The organism is Streptomyces sp. NPDC006235 (genome assembly GCF_040613735.1).
Taxonomy (GTDB): domain Bacteria; phylum Actinomycetota; class Actinomycetes; order Streptomycetales; family Streptomycetaceae; genus Streptomyces.
This window is the reverse complement of the sequence record NZ_JBEXSR010000039.1, coordinates 19156-40718: the sequence shown is the minus strand read 5'-3', so window position 1 is coordinate 40718 and position 21563 is coordinate 19156. Positions and strand designations below refer to the sequence as shown.

The 21563-nt window shown below is 71.8% G+C and carries 20 protein-coding genes and 2 tRNA genes; 13 read left to right on the top strand and 9 right to left on the bottom strand.

The window, feature by feature from the left end; genetic code table 11:
- Positions 1–121 precede the first annotated feature (121 nt).
- On the top strand, positions 122–700 hold the full coding sequence (locus ABZ192_RS33450) for a TetR family transcriptional regulator (protein WP_356928222.1): 579 nt from the start codon (positions 122–124) through the stop codon (positions 698–700).
- A gap of 64 nt (positions 701–764) precedes the next feature.
- Here the strand turns inward: ABZ192_RS33450 and ABZ192_RS33445 are convergent, their stop codons facing one another.
- Both ABZ192_RS33445 and ABZ192_RS33440 read right to left on the bottom strand, forming a co-directional pair.
- Positions 765–5579, bottom strand: coding sequence for a PAS domain-containing protein (locus ABZ192_RS33445; protein WP_356928276.1), 4815 nt, complete (start codon positions 5577–5579; stop codon positions 765–767).
- 396 nt (positions 5580–5975) lie between these two features.
- Positions 5976–6524, bottom strand: a complete 549-nt coding sequence (locus ABZ192_RS33440; protein WP_356928221.1) for an SSI family serine proteinase inhibitor — start codon at positions 6522–6524, stop codon at positions 5976–5978.
- 270 nt (positions 6525–6794) lie between these two features.
- Between ABZ192_RS33440 and ABZ192_RS33435 the strand changes: the two genes are divergently transcribed.
- Positions 6795–6885, top strand: a tRNA-Ser gene (locus ABZ192_RS33435).
- 64 nt (positions 6886–6949) lie between these two features.
- On the opposite strand, the gene ABZ192_RS33430 is transcribed toward ABZ192_RS33435, so the two are convergent.
- Entirely contained in the window at positions 6950–7720 is a 771-nt protein-coding gene (locus ABZ192_RS33430) for an arginase family protein (protein WP_356928220.1), read from the bottom strand.
- A 232-nt stretch (positions 7721–7952) separates the two neighbouring features.
- Here ABZ192_RS33430 and ABZ192_RS33425 point away from each other — a divergent pair.
- Positions 7953–8025: transfer RNA gene (locus ABZ192_RS33425), tRNA-Arg, on the top strand.
- A gap of 59 nt (positions 8026–8084) precedes the next feature.
- Here the strand turns inward: ABZ192_RS33425 and ABZ192_RS33420 are convergent.
- Together ABZ192_RS33420 and ABZ192_RS33415 are read right to left on the bottom strand one after the other, a co-directional pair.
- Positions 8085–8363, bottom strand: coding sequence for a hypothetical protein (locus ABZ192_RS33420; RefSeq protein ID WP_356928219.1), 279 nt, complete (start codon positions 8361–8363; stop codon positions 8085–8087).
- A complete protein-coding gene (locus ABZ192_RS33415) occupies positions 8363–8671 on the bottom strand; it encodes a hypothetical protein (protein ID WP_356928218.1) in 309 nt (102 codons plus the stop codon). The genes ABZ192_RS33420 and ABZ192_RS33415 overlap by 1 nt, the downstream gene beginning before the upstream one ends.
- A 141-nt stretch (positions 8672–8812) precedes the next feature.
- On the opposite strand from ABZ192_RS33415, the gene ABZ192_RS33410 reads away from it, so the two are divergent.
- The gene (locus ABZ192_RS33410; RefSeq protein WP_356928217.1) at positions 8813–9076 is read left to right on the top strand and encodes a winged helix-turn-helix domain-containing protein; all 264 of its coding nucleotides are present in this window, start codon (positions 8813–8815) and stop codon (positions 9074–9076) included.
- 320 nt (positions 9077–9396) lie between these two features.
- Entirely contained in the window at positions 9397–9723 is a 327-nt protein-coding gene (locus ABZ192_RS33405; protein WP_356928216.1) for a GYD domain-containing protein, read from the top strand.
- 14 nt (positions 9724–9737) lie between these two features.
- On the opposite strand, the gene ABZ192_RS33400 is transcribed toward ABZ192_RS33405, so the two are convergent.
- The 3 genes from ABZ192_RS33400 to ABZ192_RS33390 are packed head-to-tail and all read right to left on the bottom strand — an operon-like array spanning position 9738 to position 10952.
- The gene (locus ABZ192_RS33400) at positions 9738–10136 is read right to left on the bottom strand and encodes a PIN domain-containing protein (RefSeq protein ID WP_356928215.1); all 399 of its coding nucleotides are present in this window, start codon (positions 10134–10136) and stop codon (positions 9738–9740) included.
- On the bottom strand, positions 10133–10417 hold the full coding sequence (locus tag ABZ192_RS33395) for a hypothetical protein (protein WP_356928214.1): 285 nt from the start codon (positions 10415–10417) through the stop codon (positions 10133–10135). Before ABZ192_RS33395 ends, ABZ192_RS33400 begins: the two co-directional genes overlap by 4 nt.
- 58 nt (positions 10418–10475) lie before the next feature.
- On the bottom strand, positions 10476–10952 hold the full coding sequence (locus ABZ192_RS33390) for a MarR family transcriptional regulator (protein WP_356928213.1): 477 nt from the start codon (positions 10950–10952) through the stop codon (positions 10476–10478).
- Between the two features lie 105 nt (positions 10953–11057).
- Here ABZ192_RS33390 and ABZ192_RS33385 point away from each other — a divergent pair, with 105 nt between their 5' ends.
- The 8 genes from ABZ192_RS33385 to ABZ192_RS33350 all read left to right on the top strand — a co-directional run bounded on the left by ABZ192_RS33385 (position 11058) and on the right by ABZ192_RS33350 (position 21018).
- Positions 11058–11471, top strand: coding sequence for an HGxxPAAW family protein (locus tag ABZ192_RS33385; protein ID WP_356928212.1), 414 nt, complete (start codon positions 11058–11060; stop codon positions 11469–11471).
- Between the two features lie 59 nt (positions 11472–11530).
- The gene (locus ABZ192_RS33380; protein ID WP_356928211.1) at positions 11531–12403 is read left to right on the top strand and encodes a DUF2797 domain-containing protein; all 873 of its coding nucleotides are present in this window, start codon (positions 11531–11533) and stop codon (positions 12401–12403) included.
- A 127-nt stretch (positions 12404–12530) separates the two neighbouring features.
- Positions 12531–13271: a response regulator transcription factor gene (locus tag ABZ192_RS33375; RefSeq protein ID WP_356928210.1), complete on the top strand. Its 741-nt coding sequence runs from the start codon at positions 12531–12533 to the stop codon at positions 13269–13271.
- On the top strand, positions 13268–14908 hold the full coding sequence (locus ABZ192_RS33370; RefSeq protein WP_356928209.1) for a HAMP domain-containing sensor histidine kinase: 1641 nt from the start codon (positions 13268–13270) through the stop codon (positions 14906–14908). Before ABZ192_RS33375 ends, ABZ192_RS33370 begins: the two co-directional genes overlap by 4 nt.
- Before the next feature lie 14 nt (positions 14909–14922).
- The gene (locus ABZ192_RS33365; protein WP_356928208.1) at positions 14923–16302 is read left to right on the top strand and encodes a bifunctional glycosyltransferase family 2/GtrA family protein; all 1380 of its coding nucleotides are present in this window, start codon (positions 14923–14925) and stop codon (positions 16300–16302) included.
- The gene (locus ABZ192_RS33360) at positions 16299–18527 is read left to right on the top strand and encodes a glycosyltransferase family 39 protein (protein WP_356928207.1); all 2229 of its coding nucleotides are present in this window, start codon (positions 16299–16301) and stop codon (positions 18525–18527) included. The genes ABZ192_RS33365 and ABZ192_RS33360 overlap by 4 nt, the downstream gene beginning before the upstream one ends.
- A gap of 106 nt (positions 18528–18633) precedes the next feature.
- The gene (locus ABZ192_RS33355; protein WP_356928206.1) at positions 18634–20130 is read left to right on the top strand and encodes an MFS transporter; all 1497 of its coding nucleotides are present in this window, start codon (positions 18634–18636) and stop codon (positions 20128–20130) included.
- Between the two features lie 120 nt (positions 20131–20250).
- Positions 20251–21018 (top strand): TetR/AcrR family transcriptional regulator, encoded by a 768-nt coding sequence (locus ABZ192_RS33350; RefSeq protein ID WP_356928205.1) that lies wholly within the window; start codon positions 20251–20253, stop codon positions 21016–21018.
- Positions 21019–21085: 67 nt separating this feature from the next.
- Here the strand turns inward: ABZ192_RS33350 and ABZ192_RS33345 are convergent, their stop codons facing one another.
- On the bottom strand, positions 21086–21556 hold the full coding sequence (locus tag ABZ192_RS33345; RefSeq protein ID WP_306965611.1) for a PPOX class F420-dependent oxidoreductase: 471 nt from the start codon (positions 21554–21556) through the stop codon (positions 21086–21088).
- Positions 21557–21563 lie beyond the last annotated feature (7 nt).

The window sequence follows — 21563 nt, the reverse complement described above, 5'->3', positions numbered from 1 at the left end:
ACTCCTTGGAGTCGGCTCTAGCAACTAACTGGTTGGTTGGATAACGAGGCAACAGTGTGGGCCGCCCTTCGATTCCCTGTCAACCAAACAGTTGGTTACCTGGGGCGCTACCCTCTCCCCCATGGGAGCAAGGGACCCCGAGGCCACCAAGGCCCGGATCTTCGAGGCGGCGGTCGCCGAGTTCGCCCGGCACGGCATCGCCGGTGCCCGCATCGACCGCATCGCCGCCGAGGCGAAGGCCAACAAGCAGTTGATCTACGCCTACTTCGGCAACAAGGCGGAGCTGTTCGCGATCGTCCTCGAGAAGAAGATGCTCCACTTGGCCGAGGCCGTCCCCGTCGACCCGGACGACATCGAGGGCTGGGTCGACCGCCTGATGGACTACCACTCCGCCCACCCGGAGCTGCTGCGCCTGCTCTTCTGGGAGGGCCTGGAGTACGGCACCGACGAACTGCCCCACGAGTCCGACCGCCAGGAGCACTACGCCCGCAAGGTCGCCGCCCTCCAGGACGGCCAGGACCGCGGAGTCGTCACCGACGCCATCCCGGCGGCCGACCTGCTCTTCCTGCTGACGGCCCTGGCCAACTGGACCGTGGTCGTGCCGCAGATGCGGCGCATCCTGGTCGGGAGCCAGGAGCCCGACCAGGACCGCCTGCGCAGCTCGGTCAAGGAGGCGGCGCGCCGCCTCACGGCCAGGTAGGACCAGCCAGGGTCCTGGTGGTCCCTAGTCGGTCCCGGTGGTCCCTAGTCGGTCCCGGTATGGCCTAGTTGGTCCCGATCCGGGAGAGCAGCTCGACGATCCGGGTCTGCACGTCACCGCTGGTGGACCGCTCCGCGAGGAACAGCACCGTTTCGCCGGAGGCCAGCCGCGGCAGATCGGCCTGGTCGACGGCGGCCGTGTAGACGACGAGCGGGGTGCGGTTGAGCTGCCCGTTCGCGCGCAGCCAGTCCACGATCCCGGCCTGCCGCCGGTGCACCTGCATCAGGTCCATCACGACCAGGTTCGGCCGGAACTGCCCCGCCAGCGTCACAGCGTCGGCGTCACTCGCCGCCCGCGCGACCTGCATCCCGCGCCGCTCCAGCGTCGCCGTCAGCGCGAGCGCTATCTCCGCGTGCTGCTCGATCAGCAGCACGCGCGGCGGGTGCTGCTCACTGTCGCGCGGCGCCAGCGCCTTCAGCAGGACGGCGGGATCGGCACCGTACGCCGCGTCCCGCGAGGCCTGCCCGAGTCCGGCCGTGACCAGGACGGGCACCTCGGCGGCGACCGCGGCCTGCCGCAGCGACTGCAACGCCGTCCGCGTGATCGGCCCGGTCAGCGGGTCGACGAACAGCGCCGCCGGGAAGGCAGCGATCTGCGCGTCGACCTCTTCGCGCGAGTTCACGATCACGGGCCGGTAGCCGCGGTCGCTCAGCGCCTGCGAGGTGCTGACGTCCGGCGCCGGCCACACCAGCAGCCGCCGCGGGTTGTCCAGCGGCTCCGGTGGCAGCTCGTCGTCCATCGGCTGCGGCCGCGGCGGATCGGCCACCTCGACGGCACCGCCGGGCCCGTCCAGCGGCTCCGGCCCCTCGGCGGCGTTCTCGTCCGGCGCGCCTATGGCGTACGACCGTCCGCCGCCCTCCGTCATCTGCGCGAGCCGCGACTGACCGGCGAGGGACGGCTGCGCCGGGACGGGCGCGGGGACGGGCGTGGGGGCCGGGGCGGTGCCCTGCGTGCCCTGCGCGGTGCCTTGTGCGGGAGTCGGATCGGTCGTCGGATGCGGGCGCGCGGCGTGCTCCGGGCGGGGCGCCGGTTCCTGGCGGGAGGCCTGTTCGGGCCGCCCGGTCCCTTCCGTCCGCGTGGCCGGGTCGGGCGGCGTGCCGAGCTTGCGGCGCCGACCCGAACCGCCCGACTGGTGCGGGGGCGGCGTCGCCGACGTCTGGGACGCGGGCGCGCCCGGCACCTGCGGGGCGGAACCGACCGGGCGTGCGGCGGGCATGCCCGACGGCTGCTGCACCTGAGCCGCCTGCCGGTTGAACGGCACGCCCTGGCCCAGCGTCCGCACGCTGATCGCCCGCCCCTGCGTGGAATTCGGGTCGACGGGCGCGGCCGCCTCCGCGGGCAACGGCTGAGCCGCGCGATGCGCCTGCGCCGCGCCCTCCGGGGGCAATGGGGCTCCGGGGGCCGGGGTGTGGGCCTGGAGGCCCGGAGCCGCGGCCGGGGCCTGGGCGGGGGGCTGGGCTGCGGGGGTGCCGTTGGGGCCTACGGGTTGGGCGGTGCCGTTGGGGGCCACGGGCTGTGCCGGCTGTGCCACGCCGTTCGGCGGCATGGACTGCGCCGCACCGTTCGGCGGCACGGCGACACCGGCTCCCGAGCTGTCGTCAGCGGCGGGCCAGGGCTGTGGTTGGGGGGCTTGGGGGGCGGGCGTGGCGGGGGCGCCTTGGGCCGGAACCGGGGCCGGGGCCGGGGCCGGGGCTCCGGGAACGGTGGTGCCCGGGGCAGGGGTTCCCTGAGCCGGGGTTCCTTGTCCGGGCGCGGCCTCGGCGGGCAGCGGCTGACCGGCGAAGGGCTGCTGTTCCGGCGCGGCGACGCCCTGCTGCGGCAGGGGCTGGGCGCCGAGGGGCTGGTTCGGGGACACGGGCTGAAGCGCCTGCCCCGGGAGGGCCGCGGCCTGCACGCTGTGCCCGAGACCGCCCGGGGCGGGGACGGACACGCCCTGCGGCGGCACGGCCGTACCGGGAGCGACCTGCCCGGCGGCCACCCCGGCCTGGCCCACCGGAACCTGACCGGTGACGTCCTGCTGCGCGGGAACTCCCTGCGCGGGAACTCCCTGCCCGGACCCCGCGGGCCCGGACCCCGCGGGCACGGACCCGGCCGGCACAGGAGCCTGCTGTCCGGCTCCCTGCACCGGCGCACCGGCCACCGCACCCGCCGCCGTACCCGGCGTACCCGGCGCCTGCGCTCCGGCCCCGTCGGCCGGCTGCGCCGCCACGGCCCGCCGCCGACGCCCGGTCGGCGCACTCGTGGGATGCGGCTGGGGCGGAGTGTGATCGGCGGACTGGTCGTGCGGGACGGCGTCGTGCCGCCCCTCCTCGGCCACCCCGGCACCGGCGGCAGCCGAACCGTGAACCGCCACGCCCCCGTGCGCCGCCTGGCCCGGCACCTGCCCGTGACCGGGCACCTGTCCCTGACCGGGCACACCACCTGGCGCGACCTGCTGCCCCTGATCGGAGGGACCGGACGGGCCGGACGCGTCGGACGGGCCGACCGGAGCCTGATCCGCCGCGGCCGGCGGCAGGGCGAACACCGGACGCGGCCCCGCCGCGGCCTCCTGCGCAGCCGCCCGCTCGGCGGCGGCAGCCAGCGCCCGACGCCGCCGCCCGGTCGGCTGCGAAGCCTGCCCCTGACTCTGCCCCTGGCCCTGCTCTAGGCTCTGCCCCTGGGCCGCATCGGCGGCCCTGGCCGCGGCCTCACCGGACGGCGCGGGCAGCGCAGGCGGCAGCGCGTGCTGCTCACCGGGCTCACGCCGGGCCCGCCGCCCGGAGGGCGCGGGCACGCCCTGCGGCGGAACGGTCCCGCCCAGTCCCGTACCCGAGGCGGCGGTCCCCGCCGCATGCTCGGCGGCCGTGACGACGGCCCCTTCGGCGACACCCTGGACGGCACCGCCGACGGGCAGGGCCGGAACCGCACCGGCGTCCTCGGCCGCACGCCGCCGCCGACCGGTACCGCCCGACGCGGGCGCACCCTCACCGGAAGCCTGTGCGGGAAGGGCGGCCGGTTCCCCGGCGGCCCGCCTCCGCCGCCGCCCGGTGGGCTCACCCTCAGCCGGAACATCACCGTCCAGGAAGGCATCGGTGGTGCCCCGCCGCGCCCGGCGCCGCCCGCCACCAGAAGTCTGCCCACCAGAAGTCTGCCCACCAGAAGTCTGCCCACCAGACATCTGCCCGTCATCGGCAGCGGCGTCGAGCGCCTGGACACCGTCCGCGTCCGCATCCGCGGCAACGGCCCCGGCCCCGCCCCCGATCGGCACTTCGAGGACGTACGCGTTACCGCTCATCCCCGGCACTTCATGCGTCTGGAGCACGCCGCCGTGAGCCCGGACGATCCCGCGGACGATGGGCTCGTGCACGGTGTCGCCGCCGGCGTACGGCCCGCGCACCTCGATGCGTACGACCTCGCCGCGCTGCGCCGCCGCCACCACGACGGTGTTGTCCAGGTAACCGCCCGCCGACACGGGCGTGTTGCCGGTCGCGTCGACCCCGGCCACGTCCGCGACCAGATGCGCGAGGGCGGTGGCGAGCAGCCGGGGATCGACCTCGGCCTCGATGGGCGGCGCGTGCACGGCGAACTGCACCCGCCCGGGCCCGATGAGCTCGACGGCCCCGTCGACACCGGCGGCCACGACGGCGTCCAGCATCACCTTCGTACGCGAGATGCCCTCGCCGCCCGCGTCGAGCCGCTGGTAGCCGAGGACGTTGTCGATGAGGGTGGTGATGCGCGAATACCCGGCGGACAGGTGGTGCAGCACCTGGTTGGCCTCGGGCCACAGCTGCCCGGCGTCGTCCGCGGCCAGCGCGGCCAACTCGCGCCGCAGCTCCTCCAGCGGCCCGCGCAGGGACCGTCCGAGCAGGGTCAGCAGCTGCTCGTGCCGCGCGGCGAGCGCCTCGTACCGGTCCTTCTCGCGCTCCCCGAGGGCGGCGTACCTGTCCTCGTTCGCGCCGAGCTCCTCGGCGTGCCGCTCGTGCAGCTCCTCCAGCTCGGTGACGTGCTGCTGGCGCAGCGCGGTCAGCTCGGAGGCGTGCTCCTCGGCGATCCGCTCCAGCTCTTCCGCGTGGCGCTTTTCCGCCGCCTCCTTCTCCTCGACGACGGCGTCGTACGGCCGCCGGTCGGTGAAGGTCATCACGGCGCCGACGAGCTGGTCGCCGTCGCGCACGGGCGCGGTCGTCAGGTCGACCGGCACCTTGCCGCCGTCCTTGGAGTACAGCACCTGCCCGCGCACCCGGTGCTTGCGCCCGGAGCGCAGGGTGTCGGCGAGCGGCGACTCCTCGTACGGGAAGGGCGATCCGTCGGCGCGCGAGTGCAGCACGAGATCGTGCAGTGGGCGCCCACCGAGGTCGCTGGCCCGGAATCCCAGTATCTGAGCGGCGGCCGGATTGACGAGCACGATCCGCCCGTCGGTGTCGGTCCCGACGACGCCCTCGGACGCGGCCCGCAGGATCATCTCGGTCTGCCGCTGCGAACGCGCGAGCTCGGCCTCGGTGTCGACGGTCCCGGTCAGATCCCTCACGACGAGCATGAGCAGCTCGTCACCGCTGTACCCGTACCCGTCGTAGGCCTGCTGCCCGTTCTCCAGGTTCGCGCTGGTGACCTCGACGGGGAACTCCGTCCCGTCCGTCCTGCGCGCGATCATCCGGGTCGGCTTGGTCCGGGCCTGCGGATCGAGGTGCTCCGGCCGCCGCATGGACCCCGGGATGAGCTTGGAGTCGAACTGCGGCAGCAGGTCGAGCAGCCCGCGCCCGACCAGAGCGGTCCCCGGCGTCTCGAAGGCTTCCAGGGCGATGGTGTTCGCGTTGACGACCGTCCCGTTGGCATTGACCAGCACCAACGCGTCGGGGAGAGCGTCCAGTATGGCTGCGAGGCGAGCAGCGCCTCGGGATGGCCTGCTGCTCACGAGACGCTTCCTCCCTGTTACCGCACCTTGCCGACCGCTCGGGCCATCTTGCCAACCGTCCCGCGGCGTGTCACGCGAGGGAGTCTAAGGGCTGTGGTTGCGCTCGCGACGCCGGATGAGAGCGAGGTCGCACGAGGAAGTGACCCCGAACTGACGACCGAGTAAGCGGAAACGCCCGCCCTCCTGCAAGGACGTCGCGGGACCTTCGCGGGACCTTTACGAGGGCAGTGTTTCTGTACCTTTTCGCCCGGGTGGCCGAATGGGGCCGTGAGGTGGCCGGATCGGGGCGAGTGCGGCGACACGGGGCGGAATCGTCACGGGCTTCCCTCAGGGGCGTTTCTCGGACGTCATGTCCGGCAGCAGCGGCACGAGCCGGTCCCAGCGGGCGATCCCGCAGCCGTCACGGCGGTCGTACGTGGCGTCGACGGGCCGTCCGGCCCAGGTGCCGGTGACGTGCGCGGTGGCCGGCCCGCCGTACTGCATGGTGCAGAAGTCGCCTTCCGGGGCGGGTGCGAAGACGTCCTTCCCCCACCGCGTGTCCCGCTCCAGGGCGGCACAGGCTCCGCGCGGATCGGGATGACTGCCGCCGTCGGGCCCGCAGTACAACTCGTACGTCCCGTCGACCTCACCGCCCGCGTTCCGCACGGCGACGGTGAGATGGTCCCGGTCCGGGCCCTGGTCCCCCGCGAGCCGGACCGGGGACGGGCTCGCCTGGGCATACGCGGCGCCCGGTGACACCGCGGCCAGCGACCCGAAGGCGGCGACGGAGGCGGCGACGGAGGCGGCGGCACCGACGACGAGCCGCCGCAGGCGGGGGCGGGCGGTGAGACGGGGACCGGCGGTGGACGGGAAGGCACCGGAGGTCTGAGAGGCCACCGAGGTCTGAGAGCGGCGAATGGCATGCGACATCGACATGACCTGACTAACGCGGCGCGGCCCACTACGTTGCGCGCCGGTCGGTGGCGCCGCACGACTCCACCGCGCACCCACCCGCCCCGCACCCCCGATACAGGCTGTCGGGGCCGCACAAGGCTTTTGCCCTGCGACCTTCCCGCCTAGTACCGTGGGGGTCGATTGGTGACAGCACGCTCGACTGTGTCATCATCGGCACGCACCGACTCGCGCTCGCGCGGGCGGATGTGCACTGGAGGCGTCGCCTAGTCCGGTCTATGGCGCCGCACTGCTAATGCGGTTTGGGCCTTAAAGCCCATCGAGGGTTCAAATCCCTCCGCCTCCGCACTCTGACCAGGGAGTTCGGCCCCACGAGGCTGGGCTCCCTGAGTCGCGTTCCAAGCCGTTTTTCACTGCTCGGCCCCGAACAGCCCCTCCACGATCCGCCGCAGCACCGCCTCCTCCTGGCCGGCGGCCGCCGCCCGCTCGTACTCGGTGAGCGCGAGGCCGGCGAGAGTGAACTCCTCGGTCAGTGCCCGCACCGCCCCGACCAGCTCCTCCACGCCGAGCCCGCCCGGCTCGGGCGTACCGACGGCCGGGAACACTGTCGGGTCCAGGACGTCGAGGTCGATGTGGACGTACACCGCCTCGGCGCCGGTGGCGCGCACGGCAGCGAGGAGAGGCCCGGGATCCGCCAGCTGCTCCACGCCGAGGTGCCGTATGCCGCGGCTCTCGACAAGAGCTTGCTCACCCGGGTCCAGCGACCGCGCGCCCGCCAGCACGACGCGGTCGGCCGACAGACTCCGCGCGGGCCGCAGACCCTCCGGCCCGTCGCCGAGGAGTGCGCGCAACACCATGCCGTGGAAGGCTCCGGAAGGCGACGACTCGGGGGTGTTGAGATCCCCGTGCGCGTCGAACCAGATCACCGCCAGCCGGTTCTCGAACGCGGAGAGCGCGGCCTCGACCGGCGCGAGGTCGACCCCGCAGTCGCCGCCGACGGTCACGGTCGGCTCGCCGGCCGGAACCTCGGCCAAGGCCGCGCGCACCGCCACCAGATGGCGCGCCAGCACATCGGCGCTCTGCACACCGCCCCGCGCCTCGCCGACGCTGTCGTCGATCGTGACCGTCCGCCGTCGACCTGCGGATATCAGCCCGGCGAGCCAGGCGGCCCCACCGGACAACCGACGGGCCGTAGGGGCCCCTGACCCCTGCCACTGCGCCACCTCAAGCACCACCGGACCGCCCACGAAGGCTCCCCTCCACCACCCGAACACGAAGCCCCATCTGAGGCCATTTACGCAGGTCACAAGGGGTACGGCAAACGGATTTCACATGGCGGCGGCAGTCATGTAATGTTCTTCCTGTCGCCGCGAGCGAGCCGCAAGGCCCGGGAGCGGCGAAAAAACAAAACAAGCACTCGTAGCTTAACGGATAGAGCATCTGACTACGGATCAGAAGGTTGCAGGTTCGAATCCTGCCGAGTGCACACTGATCAGGAGCCCCGAAGAGATCCGGGGCTCCTGGCGTTTTGGACCGCTTCGTCGGCTAGTTCAGATTCTTCAGCCGCATCCCCCGGCTCTCGGCGATACGGAGTGCGTCTGCCAGCGCTTCGGTCAGGCGCTCGGCGAGGAAGCGGAGTTCTCCGGGCGGGGTGTCCGGCAGCATGTTGTGGGAGTGAGCGAGAAGTTCGTTGCCCATGCCGAGCTGGATCGACTCCGTGACATCGGCCAGCCGGGACACCGGTCCCCCAAGGTCATCGGTGATCAGGTAGCAGCGCTTGCCTTCACCGCCGGTCCAAGGGAGCAGACGAAGATCGTTCGGCATCAGGCCGCCTCCAGCCCGTGGATCCAGTAGGGGCCGGCGGTCGTGTCCTGGCCCAGGGTGGTGGTGGTTGCCGGTTCGCGGCGGCGTTGCTCGTGGGCAGTGACGTACGGACGTACCGACCTCACTGCGGTGGCGTCGAGCGGATTGTCGCCCAGTGCATACGGGCTGCACGGCAGCGGTGGCCAGGAGGCCCGAGGGACGTCGGTCGGCAAGACCGAGCTGGGAGGCTCGGAGGGCATGTCCGCACCGCGCCCTCCCTTCAGCAGGAGGGAAGCCCAGGCGGTGAGGAGGCGGATAAGGTCGGTCACGTCGTCAGCTCCGATCGGTTTGGCTGGTGGCCGCGCCCCCGGACGGCGGCATCCGTCGCGGGGGTCTTTCGTACCGATAGCGCGGTATACCGCAGTCTACTGCGGTCGCGCGGTCTACTGCAGAGTTTTAGCGTCCACCGCATGAGTCCGGAGCTTGACCGCACCCGTCCCGTCTGGCGACAGGTCGCCGCAACCATCGCCACCCGCATCGCTGACGGCGAGTACCCGGTCGGTGCTCGTGTCCCCTCCGTCGTCGAGTTGTCTGCCGAGTTCGGCATCGCCAGCTCGACGGCACAGAAGGCGCTGGCTCATCTCAAGGCGGAAGGACTCATCCGAGCCGAGGTCGGCCTGGGCTCATTTGTCGCCGAGCGGCCTGTGGAGGCCGACGTCGAGAAGGGCACGTAGGCACGGAGACCGAGCCCATCCCTTCGGTGTGGACGAACCGGTGATTGCGGGTCAGCCAAGGGCTTCGGCCACTTCGTGAATGGTGGGCCTGTCCTCGGGCGCATGGCTGAGCATGGCGGAATCCTGCCGAGTGCACACACTGATGAGGAGCTCTGGAGAGATCCGAGGCTCCTGGCGTTTTGGGCCGTACAGCAGCCAGGGCCGCGCCCCGACTCGATGGCACTCATCGTCCACCCCGGCCGTTCGAGGGATGTGTGGGTCGACGCCGGCGCATTTCCCGCCCGCGGGGGCATCCCTTGAGGCAACGAAAGGGAGACAAAATGCCGCTCTACCTGTCGAGGTTCAGCTATACCCCCGAGACCTGGGCGAGGCTGATCGGCCACCCGGAGGACCGGGCCCGGGCCGCGCAGTCGTACATCGAGTCCGTCGGCGGAAAGCTCCATGGCTTCTGGTACGCCTTCGGCACGCACGACGGCTACAACCTGTGGGAGGCCCCGGACAACGTCTCCATGGCCGCGGTCGCGCTGGCGATCAGCGGAGGCGGCGCGCTGAGCTCGTTCGAGACGACGGTTCTCCTCACCGTCGACGAGACGATCGAGGCCCTGCGCACCGCGGAGCAGATCCAGTACCGGCCTCCCGGCGCGTAGCGGAAGCCCTCGGATCAGACCTTCTCCACGCTCACCCGTCGATGCCCGGCGGTGAGCAGTCCGATGTCGTCCGTGTCGGACGTCAGGATCGTCAGCCTGCCGGGATGCTGCAGGGCGGTGGCGCAGAGCATCGCGTCGATGGCGTACTTCTGGCCGTGCAGGTCCGCCGTGCGCAGCAAGGCGGCGGCGGAGTGGGCGATGGACTTGGTCACCGGCTCGACGGTCAAGCGGGACAGGGTCCACTTGAGTGCCGCGTCGTTGATGCGGGGGTGGATCACCTCGACCAGCACCGCCGCAGAGGTCACCACCGGCAGGTCCGCGTCGCGGGCCGCTGTCAGCCACTCGTGGATCTCCCGGTCACGTTGTACGGCCTTCGCCAGGCCCTCGCTGTCGAGGGCCAGGGCACCGCTCACGCGGCTGCTCCGGCGTCGGAAGAGCCGCCGGTGAGTCGGGCGCGCTTGGCGGCCACGGCCTCCGGGTCGGCCGGGCCGTGCACCTGGTCGAAGTCCGCGATCAGTTCGTCGAGGTTGTCCCGCTCGATCTGCCGCTGGGCGGCCCTCTCCAGATACGCTGAGACGCCCCGCTTGCCGACGCGCTCACGGATCGCCCGCAGCGTTCCGGCGGTCAGGGTGACGGAGATACCGCTGGTGGGGCCGTCGCCGGGCAGGAAGTCCGCGTCGTCGTCTGTAGTCACCCAGTCGAGTATGCCATTGAGAATGGCATAGTGAGTGGGTGCCGTCCTGGGGCGGTGCTCAGTCATTGCGGCAATGACCCTCCAAGTAGTCCGCCGCCAGTGCGCTCGCGCGGGTGAACCAGTCCTTCAGGACCGCGATTTCGTCGGAGGAGTAGTCCGCGAAGAGTTGCGTGAGGCGGACGTAGTACGGCTCGTAGACCTCTCGGACGCGGGCGACCGCGTCGGGCCGGGCGGCTACGCGGATGCGGCGGCGGTCGGTCGGGTCGGGGCGGCGGGTGATGTAGCCGGCGCGTTCCAGGCGGTTGAGGATGCCGGTGACCGCGCCCGTCGTGACGTGGACGCGGGCTGCCAGGTCGCCGGCCGTGGGCAGGTTCTCACCGGCCTCGATGACGTAGGCGAAGCAGGTGAGGTCGGTCACACTCAGGCCCACCTGTTGGGCGATCTCGTGCTGCCCGACCAGGTGGGTCGCGATGAGGTGGTCCATCGCCGACAGTGCCTGCTCCGGCGTGGCGGCCGGACGCGGCTTGGCTTGCATTCCCAGATCCCTTAGTTCGTGAGATGTTTGGGCTTTAAAAGGCTTAGTTGGTGAGGGGTTCGGGGGTGCGGGTTCCCCGGGCCTTGGTGTGTAAGGGGGCAGCATATGAGCGCACATCAGTATGACCACGGGCATACCGTCGCGGGATGGGTCGGAACCGGGATCGGGAGTGTCGGGGCCGTCGTAGCGGGGGCGGGGGTGTGTTTCGTCTCCGGTGTGCTGATCGCCGGCGGGTTCGCGATCGGTGTGGTCGGCCTGTTGGTCACCTGGGCGCTGCATCTGGCCGGCTGGGGGAAGGGTCCTGGGATCCGGCCCCGGGAGGAGTGGGGGTGGCGGGCGCGGGACTCGGGGGCGCGGGCCGGGCACGACGAGTGCCTCGGGTGCCGGCTGGCCGGGCGGCGGCGGAAGGCGGGGTCGGGCCGTACCGCGGAGCCGGCCGGGCGCCTTGTCGTACGGGGTGATGTGAGTGTGGGCGGGGAGAGCGAACCCGCTGCCGTGGGAGCCGACGTCGGGCGCTGAATCGGACGCTGCTGCTCGCCCGACGCCGTTGTCAGTGGTGCCCTCTAGTCTCGACAGAGATGGCACAGGCGTGGAAGTGCTCGGGGCTGCGGTGGTCCGCCGCTGGTCCCGTGCTGGCGTGGGACGGTGGGCGGCGCAGCGCGCTGACCTGGGGGAAACGCGTGGCCTTCGGGGTTGCGGAGGGGGGCGTGCGGACATGCGTGGGAGCTCGGGGGCATGCCTGTCCGACGGGGGCGGCCGTGTCGGCGCGGAGTACGGGGGCGCGCTGCGAGGAGTGTGCGCGGCTGGACCGGGCGCACTCCGTGGCCGCCGACACGATCGCGGACGACCCGCGGCCGTATCACGTGTATCTGGCGTGGTTCGGGCCCGGCATGGTCAAGGTCGGGATCACGGCGGAGGAGCGGGGCGCCGCGCGGCTGCTGGAGCAGGGAGCCGTGTGCTTCAGCTGGCTCGGTGTCGGGCCGCTCATGGCGGCTCGGCGTACGGAAGAGCTGTTGCGGGCCGCGCTGGGGGTGCCCGACCGGATTCCCTATGTCGAGAAGCGGACCGTACGGGCCGTGCTTCCCGATGCGGCGGCTGACCGGGCCGCCGAGGTCGCCGAGTTGCATGCGCGGGCCGTGGCGCTTCCCGCGTGGCCGGAGTCGCTCGTGCGGGAGCCCCTGCGCGTTGTCGACCACGTGGAGGTGTTCGGGCTCGCGGGGCTGCCCGTCGCCGTCGGGGAGGTGGGGGAACTCGTCGCCGGCGGGGTCGTGAGTGGGGAGCTCGTGGCTGCCGCCGGGCCCGATCTGCATCTCGCGACCGGGGGCGGGGTCGTCGTGCTGGACACGCGGCTGATGAGCGGGTGGGGACTGGTGCCTGCCGGGGGTGGGGAAGTGACCGTGCCGGTCCGGGAGTTCAAGGAGGAGGTGGGGGTGCAGGACGGGTTGTTCTGACCCGCCCGCCGAGGAACCTCGCTCGCTGGTCTTCCCAGCCGTTCCCTGAGAAGCACCTGTGTGTTTCTCAGGGAAATCACAGGTTGCCGAAAGGCCGCTCTCAGAGCGCGCCGACATCGTGTTCACCATGACCACCACCTCGCCCCAGGGGCGCACCGAACTGCTGAGGCCGGACGGGAGCCCCGTCCGAGTGCTCGTGGTGGACGACGAGATGTCGATCACCGAGCTGCTGTCCATGGCCCTGCGCTACGAGGGATGGCAGATCCGGAGCGCCGGTGACGGCACGGGCGCCCTCCAGACCGCGCGGGACTTCCGGCCCGACGCCGTCGTGCTCGACATGATGCTGCCCGACATGGACGGGCTGGCGGTGCTCGGACGGCTGCGCCGTGAGCTGCCCGACGTGCCGGTGCTCTTCCTCACCGCCAAGGACGCCGTCGAGGACCGGATCGCCGGGCTGACGGCCGGCGGGGACGACTACGTCACCAAGCCGTTCAGCCTCGAAGAGGTCGTCGCGCGGCTGCGCGGGCTGATACGGCGGTCCGGTGCCGCCGACCGGCGCTCCGACTCCACGCTGGTCGTCGGCGACCTCACCCTCGACGAGGACAGTCACGAGGTCACCCGGGCCGGTGAGCACATCCACCTGACCGCGACCGAGTTCGAGCTGCTGCGGTTCCTGATGCGCAATCCGCGGCGCGTGCTCAGCAAGGCGCAGATCCTCGACCGCGTGTGGTCGTACGACTTCGGCGGGCAGGCCAACGTGGTCGAGCTGTACATCTCGTATCTGCGGCGGAAGATCGACGCGGGGCGCGAGCCGATGATCCACACCCGGCGTGGTGCCGGTTACCTGATCAAGCCCGCGGTCTCATGAGCGGGCGGCGGCCGCGGGCGCCGAGGCAGAAGCCGGGGCGACTACGACAGCCGCGCACGCTGCGCACGCGGCTCGTCGTCTCCGCCCTGGCACTGATCGCGGTGGTGTGCGCCGTCATCGGGACGGTGACGGCGATTGCGATGCACTCCCGCCTGTACGACCAACTGGACAGCGCGCTCAGTGGGGTGGTGGGCCGCGCCGCGGGAGCCGGTCCCGAGCGGCCCGGCGGCGGGCAGTCCAAGCCCGTGGGCGATCCCGAGGGGAGGGCGCCCAAGGCTCCCGACCTCTCGGAGCTCGTCACCAAGGGTCCGCAGCAGATGATCGGCACCATCGCCGCGAAGGTCCAGGGCGGCGCCGTCACCGAGGGCATGGTCAGCAAGCCCGCCAAGGACGACAACGGCGTCACGCAGGCCGCACCCTACGTGCTGAGCAAGAATCAGATGGCCGAACTGAACGCCGTCGCCAAGGACGGCGACGCACATACGGCCACCATCTCGGGGCTCGGCGAATATCGCGTGGAGTACCGCGAGGGGGCCAACGGCGCTTACTACGTGGCGCTGCCCACCACCGACGTCACCGACACCCTCAACACCCTCATCCTTGTCGAGGTCAGTGTCACCGCCGCCGGCCTCATCGCCGCAGGCATCGCGGGCACCGTCATCGTCGGCGTAGCCACCCGCCCCCTCCGCCGCGTGGCCGCCACCGCCACCCGTGTCTCCGAACTGCCCCTGCACACCGGCGAGGTGAACCTCAGCGAGAGGGTCCCCGACTCCGAGACCGATCCGCACACCGAGGTCGGCCAGGTCGGTGCCGCGCTCAACCGGATGCTCGACCACGTCCACGGCGCCCTGCACGCACGGCAGCAGAGCGAGACGCGGGTCAGGCAGTTCGTCGCCGACGCCAGTCACGAGCTGCGGACCCCGCTCGCCTCCATCCGCGGGTACGCCGAGCTGACCCGGCGCGGCAGAGAGGACGTCGGGCCCGACACCCGGCACGCCCTCGGGCGGATCGAGTCCGAGGCCGGGCGCATGACCCTGCTCGTCGAGGACCTGTTGCTGCTCGCCCGACTGGACGCGGGGCGGCCGCTGCAGTTCGAGCAGACCGACCTCGTACCGCTCGTCGTGGACACCATCAGCGACGCCCGTGCGGCCGGCCAGGACCACAACTGGCGTCTCGACCTGCCCGACGAGCCCGCGCTGGTGTCGGCGGACGCGGCCCGGCTCCAGCAGGTCCTCGTCAACCTGCTCGGCAACGCCCGCACCCACACCCCGCCCGGCACGACCGTCACCGCCCGCGTCCAGCGGCGCGGCCCCTGGCTGTGCGTGGACGTCGAGGACAACGGGCAGGGCATTCCCGCCGAGTTGCTGCCGCACGTCTTCGAACGGTTCGCGCGCGGCGACTCCGCGCGGACCCGCGCCACCGGCTCGACCGGTCTCGGCCTCGCCATCGTGCAGGCCGTGGCGAGCGCGCACGGCGGTGCCGTGACCGTCGACAGCGTGCCCGGGCGAACCGTGTTCACAGTGCACCTGCCGGCGCTGCCGCAGCCCTATATGAACAGGCCGCAGCCGGACATGAGCCGGCCGCAGCACTCACAGGCACGCCACAGCGTCACCACATGGGCGCGACAGGGCGCCTGACGAAAGTCGGTTCCATGCGAACCGACTCTTCTCCCGGCACCCTGCCGGCGCGGGAGCACCTCCCGGCCGCACCAGCCGGTACGCCTGTCCTGGACGTAGTGATCCCCGTCTACGACGAGGAGAAGGACCTCCAGCCGTGCGTGCGCAGACTGCACGATCACCTCGCCCGCACGTTCCCGTACGCGTTCCGCATCACGATCGCGGACAACGCCTCGACGGACACCACCCCGCAGGTCGCGGCCCGGCTGGCGGCGGAGATACCCGAGGTCAGCACCTTCCGCCTGGAGCAGAAGGGCCGCGGCCGGGCCCTGCGGGCGGTCTGGTCGGCCTCGGAGGCCCCAGTCCTCGCCTACATGGACGTGGACCTGTCCACCGACCTCAACGCCCTCCTCCCGCTGGTCGCTCCGCTGATCTCCGGCCACTCCGACCTCGCGATCGGCTCCCGGCTGGCGCCCAGCTCCCGCGTGGTGCGCGGCCCCAAGCGGGAGTTCATCAGCCGGGTCTACAACCTCATCCTGCGCGGCTCGCTCCATGCCCGCTTCTCGGACGCCCAGTGCGGCTTCAAGGCGATCCGTCGTGACGTGGCGCAGGTGCTGCTGCCCCTGATCGAGGACACCGGCTGGTTCTTCGACACGGAGATGCTGGTGCTCGCCGAGCGCGCGGGACTGCGGATCCACGAGGTGCCGGTCGACTGGGTCGACGACCCCGACTCGACCGTGCACATCGTCAGGACCGCGACCGACGACCTCAAGGGTGTGTGGCGGGTCGGCCGAGCCCTGGCCACCGGTTCGCTGCCGCTGGACCGGCTCGCCCGGCCGTTCGGCGACGACCCGCGCGACCGTGAGATCACGGACGTACCGCGGGGCCTCGCCCGCCAGTTGGTCGGTTTCTGCGTGGTCGGCGGTCTCTCCACCCTCTTCTACCTGCTCCTCTACAGCGGCTTCCGCGTCTTCACCGGCTCCCAGACCGCCAACGCCCTCGCCCTGCTGGTCTCGGCGATCGCCAACACCGCCGCCAACCGGCGGCTCACGTTCGGGGTGCGCGGGCGCGGCGGGGCCGTACGGCACCAGGCGCAGGGACTGGTCGTCTTCGGCATCGGGCTCGCCCTGACCAGCGGCTCGCTCGCCGCGCTGGGCGCGGCCACGTCCGAGCCCGCGCACTCCACCGAGCTGGCGGTCCTCATCGCCGCCAACCTCGCGGCGACCGTGCTGCGCTTCCTGCTCTTCCGGGCGTGGGTGTTCCCGGACCGACACGACAGCGAGACGACGGTGGTCGCCTCCTACCACACCGACCAGTTCCGCGCCGGTGAAGCCGCGGACGGCCCCTGGAAGGACGCCACCGTGCAGCTGCTGCCGGTGCGCCCCCACGACACCGATGCGAGGAACTTGCGATGACCGTCCACTACGACCAGCAGATCGCCGAGAGAGACCCGAGTCCCGAGCCCCGGACCCCTCGTCCCCCTGCCCCCGCACCGGCCCCGGACGCCGGTGAACCCAAGCGGCCCCTGCCGCACCGGCTGTGGCGCGGCCGGCCCGAGGACCCCCGCTGGGCCCGCCTGGCCTTCCTCGCCCTGCTCCTGGCGACCGCGGTGCTCTACCTCTACAACCTGAGCGCCTCCGGCTACGCCAACTCCTTCTACTCGGCGGCCGTCCAGGCGGGCAGCCAGTCCTGGAAGGCGTTCTTCTTCGGTTCGCTCGACGCGGCCAACGCCATCACCGTCGACAAGCCCCCGGCGGCGCTGTGGCCGATGGCCCTGTCCGTGCGGCTGTTCGGCCTCAGCTCCTGGGCGATCCTGGTCCCCGAGGTCCTCATGGCCGTCGGCACGGTGGCCGTCGTGTACGCCTCCGTACGGCGCCGGTTCAGCCCCGCGGCCGGTCTGATCGCGGGCGTGGTGCTGGCGCTCACCCCCGTCGCGGCGCTGATGTTCCGCTTCAACAACCCGGACGCGATGCTGGCCCTGCTGATGGCCGTGGCCTGCTACTTCGTCATCCGGGCCCTGGAGGACGGCCGTACGAAGTGGCTGGTGTGGGCCGGGGGCGCCATCGGCTTCGCGTTCCTCGCCAAGACCCTCCAGGCCTTCCTCATCCTGCCGCCGCTGGCCCTGGTCTACGGGGTGTGCGCACCGGTCTCGGTGAAGAAGCGCCTCGGGCAACTGGCCGTCGCCACGGTCGCGTTGGTCGTTTCCGGTGGCTGGTGGGTCGCGATCGTCGAGCTGTGGCCCGCGTCCTCCCGCCCGTACATCGGCGGCTCGCAGAACAACAGCTTCCTGGAGCTGACCTTCGGCTACAACGGCCTGGGCCGCCTCAACGGCGACGAGACCGGCAGCGTCGGAGGCGGAGGCGGCGGGGGCAACGGCGGCGGCAACTGGGGCGAGACCGGCTGGGACCGGCTGTTCGGGTCCAGCATCGGCGGCCAGATCTCCTGGCTGATCCCGGCCGCGCTGATCCTGCTCGTCGCGGCCCTCGTGGCCACGCGCAGGGCACGGCGTACGTCGGTGACGCGCGGTGCGTTCCTCGTCTGGGGCGGCGCGCTGGTGACGACCATGCTGGTCTTCAGCTACATGCAGGGCATCTTCCACGAGTACTACACGGTGGCGCTCGCCCCCTACATCGCGCCGCTGATCGGCATGGGCTCGGCGCTGCTCTGGGAGAAGCGTGACAAGGTCTGGGCGTCGCTGGCCCTGGCGGCGGCGATGACGGCCACCGCGGCCTGGGGTTACGTCCTGCTCAACCGCTCCTCCGACTACCTGCCCTGGCTGAAGTGGCTCGTCCTGGTCGGCGGCCTGACGGCGGCGCTCGGCCTGATCTTCGCGGGCCGGCTGGGGCGCGGACTGGCCCTGGGGGCGGCCGGGCTGGGCCTGGTCGCGGCGCTGGCCGGGCCGGCGGCATACACGCTCACCACGGTGAACGAGGGGCACACGGGCTCGATCGTCACGGCGGGTCCGGCGGTCGCGGGCGGCCGGGGCGGCCCCGGCGGTGGTGGCGGTCCCGGCGGTGGCGGCTTCCCGGGCGGCGGCGGCCAGAACCAGCAGAACGGCAACGGCAACGGCACCGGCAACGGCAGCGCCCAGGGCGGGCAGGGCAACGGCTTCCCCGGCGGCGGTTCCCCGGGTACCGGCCAGAACCAGCAGGGCCAGAACGCCACTCCTGGAGGCCAGAACGCCACTCCTGGAGGCCAGAACGCCACCCCTGGAGGCCGGACCGGCGACGGCGGCCGGATGGGCGGCATGCGCGGTGGCGGCATCGGCGGTCTGCTCAACGGCGCCAGCGTCGGCTCCGAGGCCAAGAAGCTGCTGACGACCGACGCCGACCAGTACACCTGGGCCGCGGCGGCCATCGGCGCCCAGAACGCCGCGAGTTACCAGCTGTCCACCGGCGAGCCGGTGATGGCCATCGGCGGCTTCAACGGCACGGACCCGTCCCCGACCCTGGTCCAGTTCAAGGAGTACGTGGCGGAAGGAAAGATCCACTACTTCATCGCGTCCGGCGCGGGCGGCGGTATGCGCGGCGACAGCGACGGCACGTCCTCCCGGATCACCACCTGGGTCGAGGCCACCTTCAAGAAGGTCACGGCCGGTTCGGCCGCCTTCTACGACCTCACGCAGAAGGCGAGCAGCTGACCGTTCCCTGACCGGGGGAAGGGCGGTGGCCGAGAGCCACCGCCCTTCCTCCGTTGCTCGACTACCCGGTTGTACGCCGTATGGGAATTATTCTACGGTGTACAGCATGACCACGTCCCCCCAGGAAGAGGCCCCGCCGCAGACGGCATCCGGTGGCCACCCCCAGCGCTGGCTGATCCTCGGTGTCATCTGCCTCGCGCAGCTCACCGTGCTGCTCGACAACACGATCCTGAACGTGGCGATTCCCTCGCTCACCCGCGAGATGAACGCGACGACCGCCGACGTCCAGTGGATGATGAACGCCTACTCACTGGTGCAGTCCGGCCTGCTGCTCACGGCGGGCAACGCCGCCGACCGCTACGGCCGCAAGCTGCTGCTGATGGCGGGCCTGGTGATCTTCGGCGTGGGCTCGCTGGTGGCCGGGCTGTCCCAGAGCCCGGTCCAGCTGATCGCGGCCCGCGCCGGCATGGGCGTCGGCGGCGCGCTGCTGATGACCACGATCCTCGCCGTCGTCGTGCAGATCTTCGACGACAAGGAGCGCGTCAAGGCCATCGCGCTGTGGTCCACGGTCAGTTCGCTCGGTTTCGCGGCCGGGCCGCTGATCGGCGGAGTGATGCTGAACCACTTCTGGTGGGGCGCGATCTTCCTGATCAACATCCCGGTCGCCGTACTCGGCCTGATCGCCGTCGCGGCCCTCGTGCCGGAGTCCAAGCACAGGACGGGTGACCGGCCCGACCTGGTCGGCGCGGTGCTGTCGACCATCGGCATGACGTCCGTCGTGTACGCGATCATCACCGGCCCCGAGCACGGCTGGACGTCCGGCCAGGTGCTGGTCTCCGCGCTCATCGGCGTGGCCGTACTCGGGCTCTTCGTGCTGTGGGAGCTGCGGACCGAGAACCCGATGCTCGACATGCACTTCTTCCGCAACCAGAAGTTCGTGGGCGCGGTCGCGGGCGCGATCCTCGTGGCGTTCGGCATGACGGGCTCGCTGTTCCTGCTCACCCAGCACCTCCAGTTCGTGCTCGGCTACGAGCCGCTGGACGCCGGTCTGCGGACGGCGCCGTTGGCGTTGACCGTGGTGGCGCTCAACTTCACGGGGCTCGGCGCGAAGCTCGTGCTCAAGGCCGGTACGCCGGCGGCCATCGCGCTCGGCATGACCCTGGTGTCGGCCGGGCTGGCGGCGATCGCGCTGCTCGGCGGACACGGGTACGGCGGGATGCTGCTCGGCCTGGTCGTGATGGGCGCGGGTGTGGCGTTGTCCATGCCGGCCATGGCCAACGCGATCATGAGTGCGATACCGCCGGAGAAGGCGGGCGTGGGAGCGGGGATCAACGGGACGCTCGCGGAGTTCGGCAACGGGCTCGGGGTCGCGGTCCTCGGCGCGGTGCTCAATTCGCGGTTCGCGTCGTTGGTCGCCGTGTCGGCGGCATCGTTGCCGGCGGCGCTCGCGGCGGCGGGCTCGGCTGAGGAGAGGGCGCGTATTTCCGACGCGTTCGCGTCCGGGCTGGAGACCAGTCAGTTGGTGGGGGCGGTGGCTGTGCTGGCCGGGGGGTTGGTCGCGGCGGCGTTGCTGCGGCGGGCTGAGCGGGCAGAATCCGCCTAGGAGCTCGGGCCTCCTCGTCGTCTTGCGGGTGCGGGTGCGTTGTGGCTGGTCGCGCAGTTCCTCGCGCCCCTAAGGGGACGCCTAGCATGATCGGCGTTGGCAAGTTGAGGAAGGTGCGCCATGGCGAAGGCGTCCGACAAGGCCGCGCGGACCAGCGTCTGGCTGGAGAGCAAAGCGCACCGGCGGCGTGGCGGCGGAGGGCAGCCCTCGGGGCTGGACCGGGCGCGCATCGTCGAGGTCACCGTGCGGCTGCTCGACGCCGAAGGGCTGGCCAAGTTCTCGATGCGGCGGCTGGCCGGTGAGCTGAACGTCACCGCGATGTCCGTCTACTGGTACGTCGACACCAAGGACGACCTCCTCGAACTCGCCCTGGACGAGGTCATGGGCGAGATGCGGCTGCCCGATCCGGACGCCGACGAGGACTGGCGGGACCAGGTGCGGGCGCTGGCGCGGGAGTACCGGACTCTGCTGGTGCGTCACCGCTGGGTGTCCTCCCTGGTCGGCGTCTTCCTCAACATCGGCCCCAACAACCTGGCCTTCTCACGGGTCGTCCAGCACGTCGTCCGCCGGACCGGACTTCCCGCGAAGCGCCTGACGAGCACGATCTCGGCCGTCTTCCAGTTCGTCTACGGCTACGGCACGCTGGAGGGCCATCTCTCCGCCCGGGCCGCGGCCCGGGGCATGACCGTGGACGAGTACTTCCAGCAGTCCCTGACCACGGCGAACGCGGCCCCGCAGGACGCCGACGTCATCAAGGAGTCCCAGGAGATCATGGCGGCGCGCGGCGGTGACACCGTCGCCGAGATGCTGGAGCGGGACTTCGAGTTCGCGCTGGAACTGCTGATCGCGGGCATCGAGGCCATGGTCGCCCGGGAGCGGGAGGACTGAGCCGGGGGGACTGAGCGGGGAGACTGAGCGGGGGGACTGAGCCGGGGGGACTGAGCGGGGTTTCCCGCTACTCCCCCTCGACCAGCCGCGCCGGGAACCCGCCGGTCGCCACCGGCCCCCACCGCTCCGGTGTGATGCGGATGATCGACTTGCCCTGCTTGACCATCGCCGCGCGGTACTCGTCCCAGTCGGGGTGCTCCCCGGCGATGTTCCGGTAGTACTCCACGAGCGGTTCGACGGAGTCGGGGGTGTCGAGGACCTCGGCCGTGCCGTCGATCTGGACCCAGGGGCCGTTCCAGTCGTCGCTGAGGACGAGCAGGCTGACGCGCGGGTCCCGCTTGGCGTTGCGGGTCTTGGCCCGCTCCGGGTACGTCGAGACGACGATCCGGCCGGAGTCGTCGACCCCGCAGGTCAGCGGCGAGCCCTGGGGGCCGCCGTCGGACCGCCGGGTCAGCAGGATCGCGTGGTGCCGGGGCCGTACGAAGTCGAGCAACTCGTCGAGGGAGACGCGGGTGTTCGTCGCGATGTTCGGTGCCATGCCAGGC

Excerpts from the sequence above, each read along its gene's own strand:
- ABZ192_RS33450 (WP_356928222.1), top strand. The coding sequence starts at position 122 with ATGGGAGCAAGGGACCCCGAGGCCACCAAGGCCCGGATCTTCGAGGCG.
- ABZ192_RS33420 (WP_356928219.1), bottom strand. The coding sequence starts at position 8,363 with ATGCCGAACGATCTTCGTCTGCTCCCTTGGACCGGCGGTGAAGGCAAG.
- ABZ192_RS33410 (WP_356928217.1), top strand. The coding sequence starts at position 8,813 with ATGAGTCCGGAGCTTGACCGCACCCGTCCCGTCTGGCGACAGGTCGCC.
- ABZ192_RS33405 (WP_356928216.1), top strand. The coding sequence starts at position 9,397 with ATGCCGCTCTACCTGTCGAGGTTCAGCTATACCCCCGAGACCTGGGCG.
- ABZ192_RS33390 (WP_356928213.1), bottom strand. The coding sequence starts at position 10,952 with ATGCAAGCCAAGCCGCGTCCGGCCGCCACGCCGGAGCAGGCACTGTCG.
- ABZ192_RS33385 (WP_356928212.1), top strand. The coding sequence starts at position 11,058 with ATGAGCGCACATCAGTATGACCACGGGCATACCGTCGCGGGATGGGTC.
- ABZ192_RS33380 (WP_356928211.1), top strand. The coding sequence starts at position 11,531 with ATGGCACAGGCGTGGAAGTGCTCGGGGCTGCGGTGGTCCGCCGCTGGT.
- ABZ192_RS33375 (WP_356928210.1), top strand. The coding sequence starts at position 12,531 with ATGACCACCACCTCGCCCCAGGGGCGCACCGAACTGCTGAGGCCGGAC.
- ABZ192_RS33370 (WP_356928209.1), top strand. The coding sequence starts at position 13,268 with ATGAGCGGGCGGCGGCCGCGGGCGCCGAGGCAGAAGCCGGGGCGACTA.
- ABZ192_RS33365 (WP_356928208.1), top strand. The coding sequence starts at position 14,923 with ATGCGAACCGACTCTTCTCCCGGCACCCTGCCGGCGCGGGAGCACCTC.
- ABZ192_RS33360 (WP_356928207.1), top strand. The coding sequence starts at position 16,299 with ATGACCGTCCACTACGACCAGCAGATCGCCGAGAGAGACCCGAGTCCC.
- ABZ192_RS33355 (WP_356928206.1), top strand. The coding sequence starts at position 18,634 with ATGACCACGTCCCCCCAGGAAGAGGCCCCGCCGCAGACGGCATCCGGT.
- ABZ192_RS33350 (WP_356928205.1), top strand. The coding sequence starts at position 20,251 with ATGGCGAAGGCGTCCGACAAGGCCGCGCGGACCAGCGTCTGGCTGGAG.
- ABZ192_RS33345 (WP_306965611.1), bottom strand. The coding sequence starts at position 21,556 with ATGGCACCGAACATCGCGACGAACACCCGCGTCTCCCTCGACGAGTTG.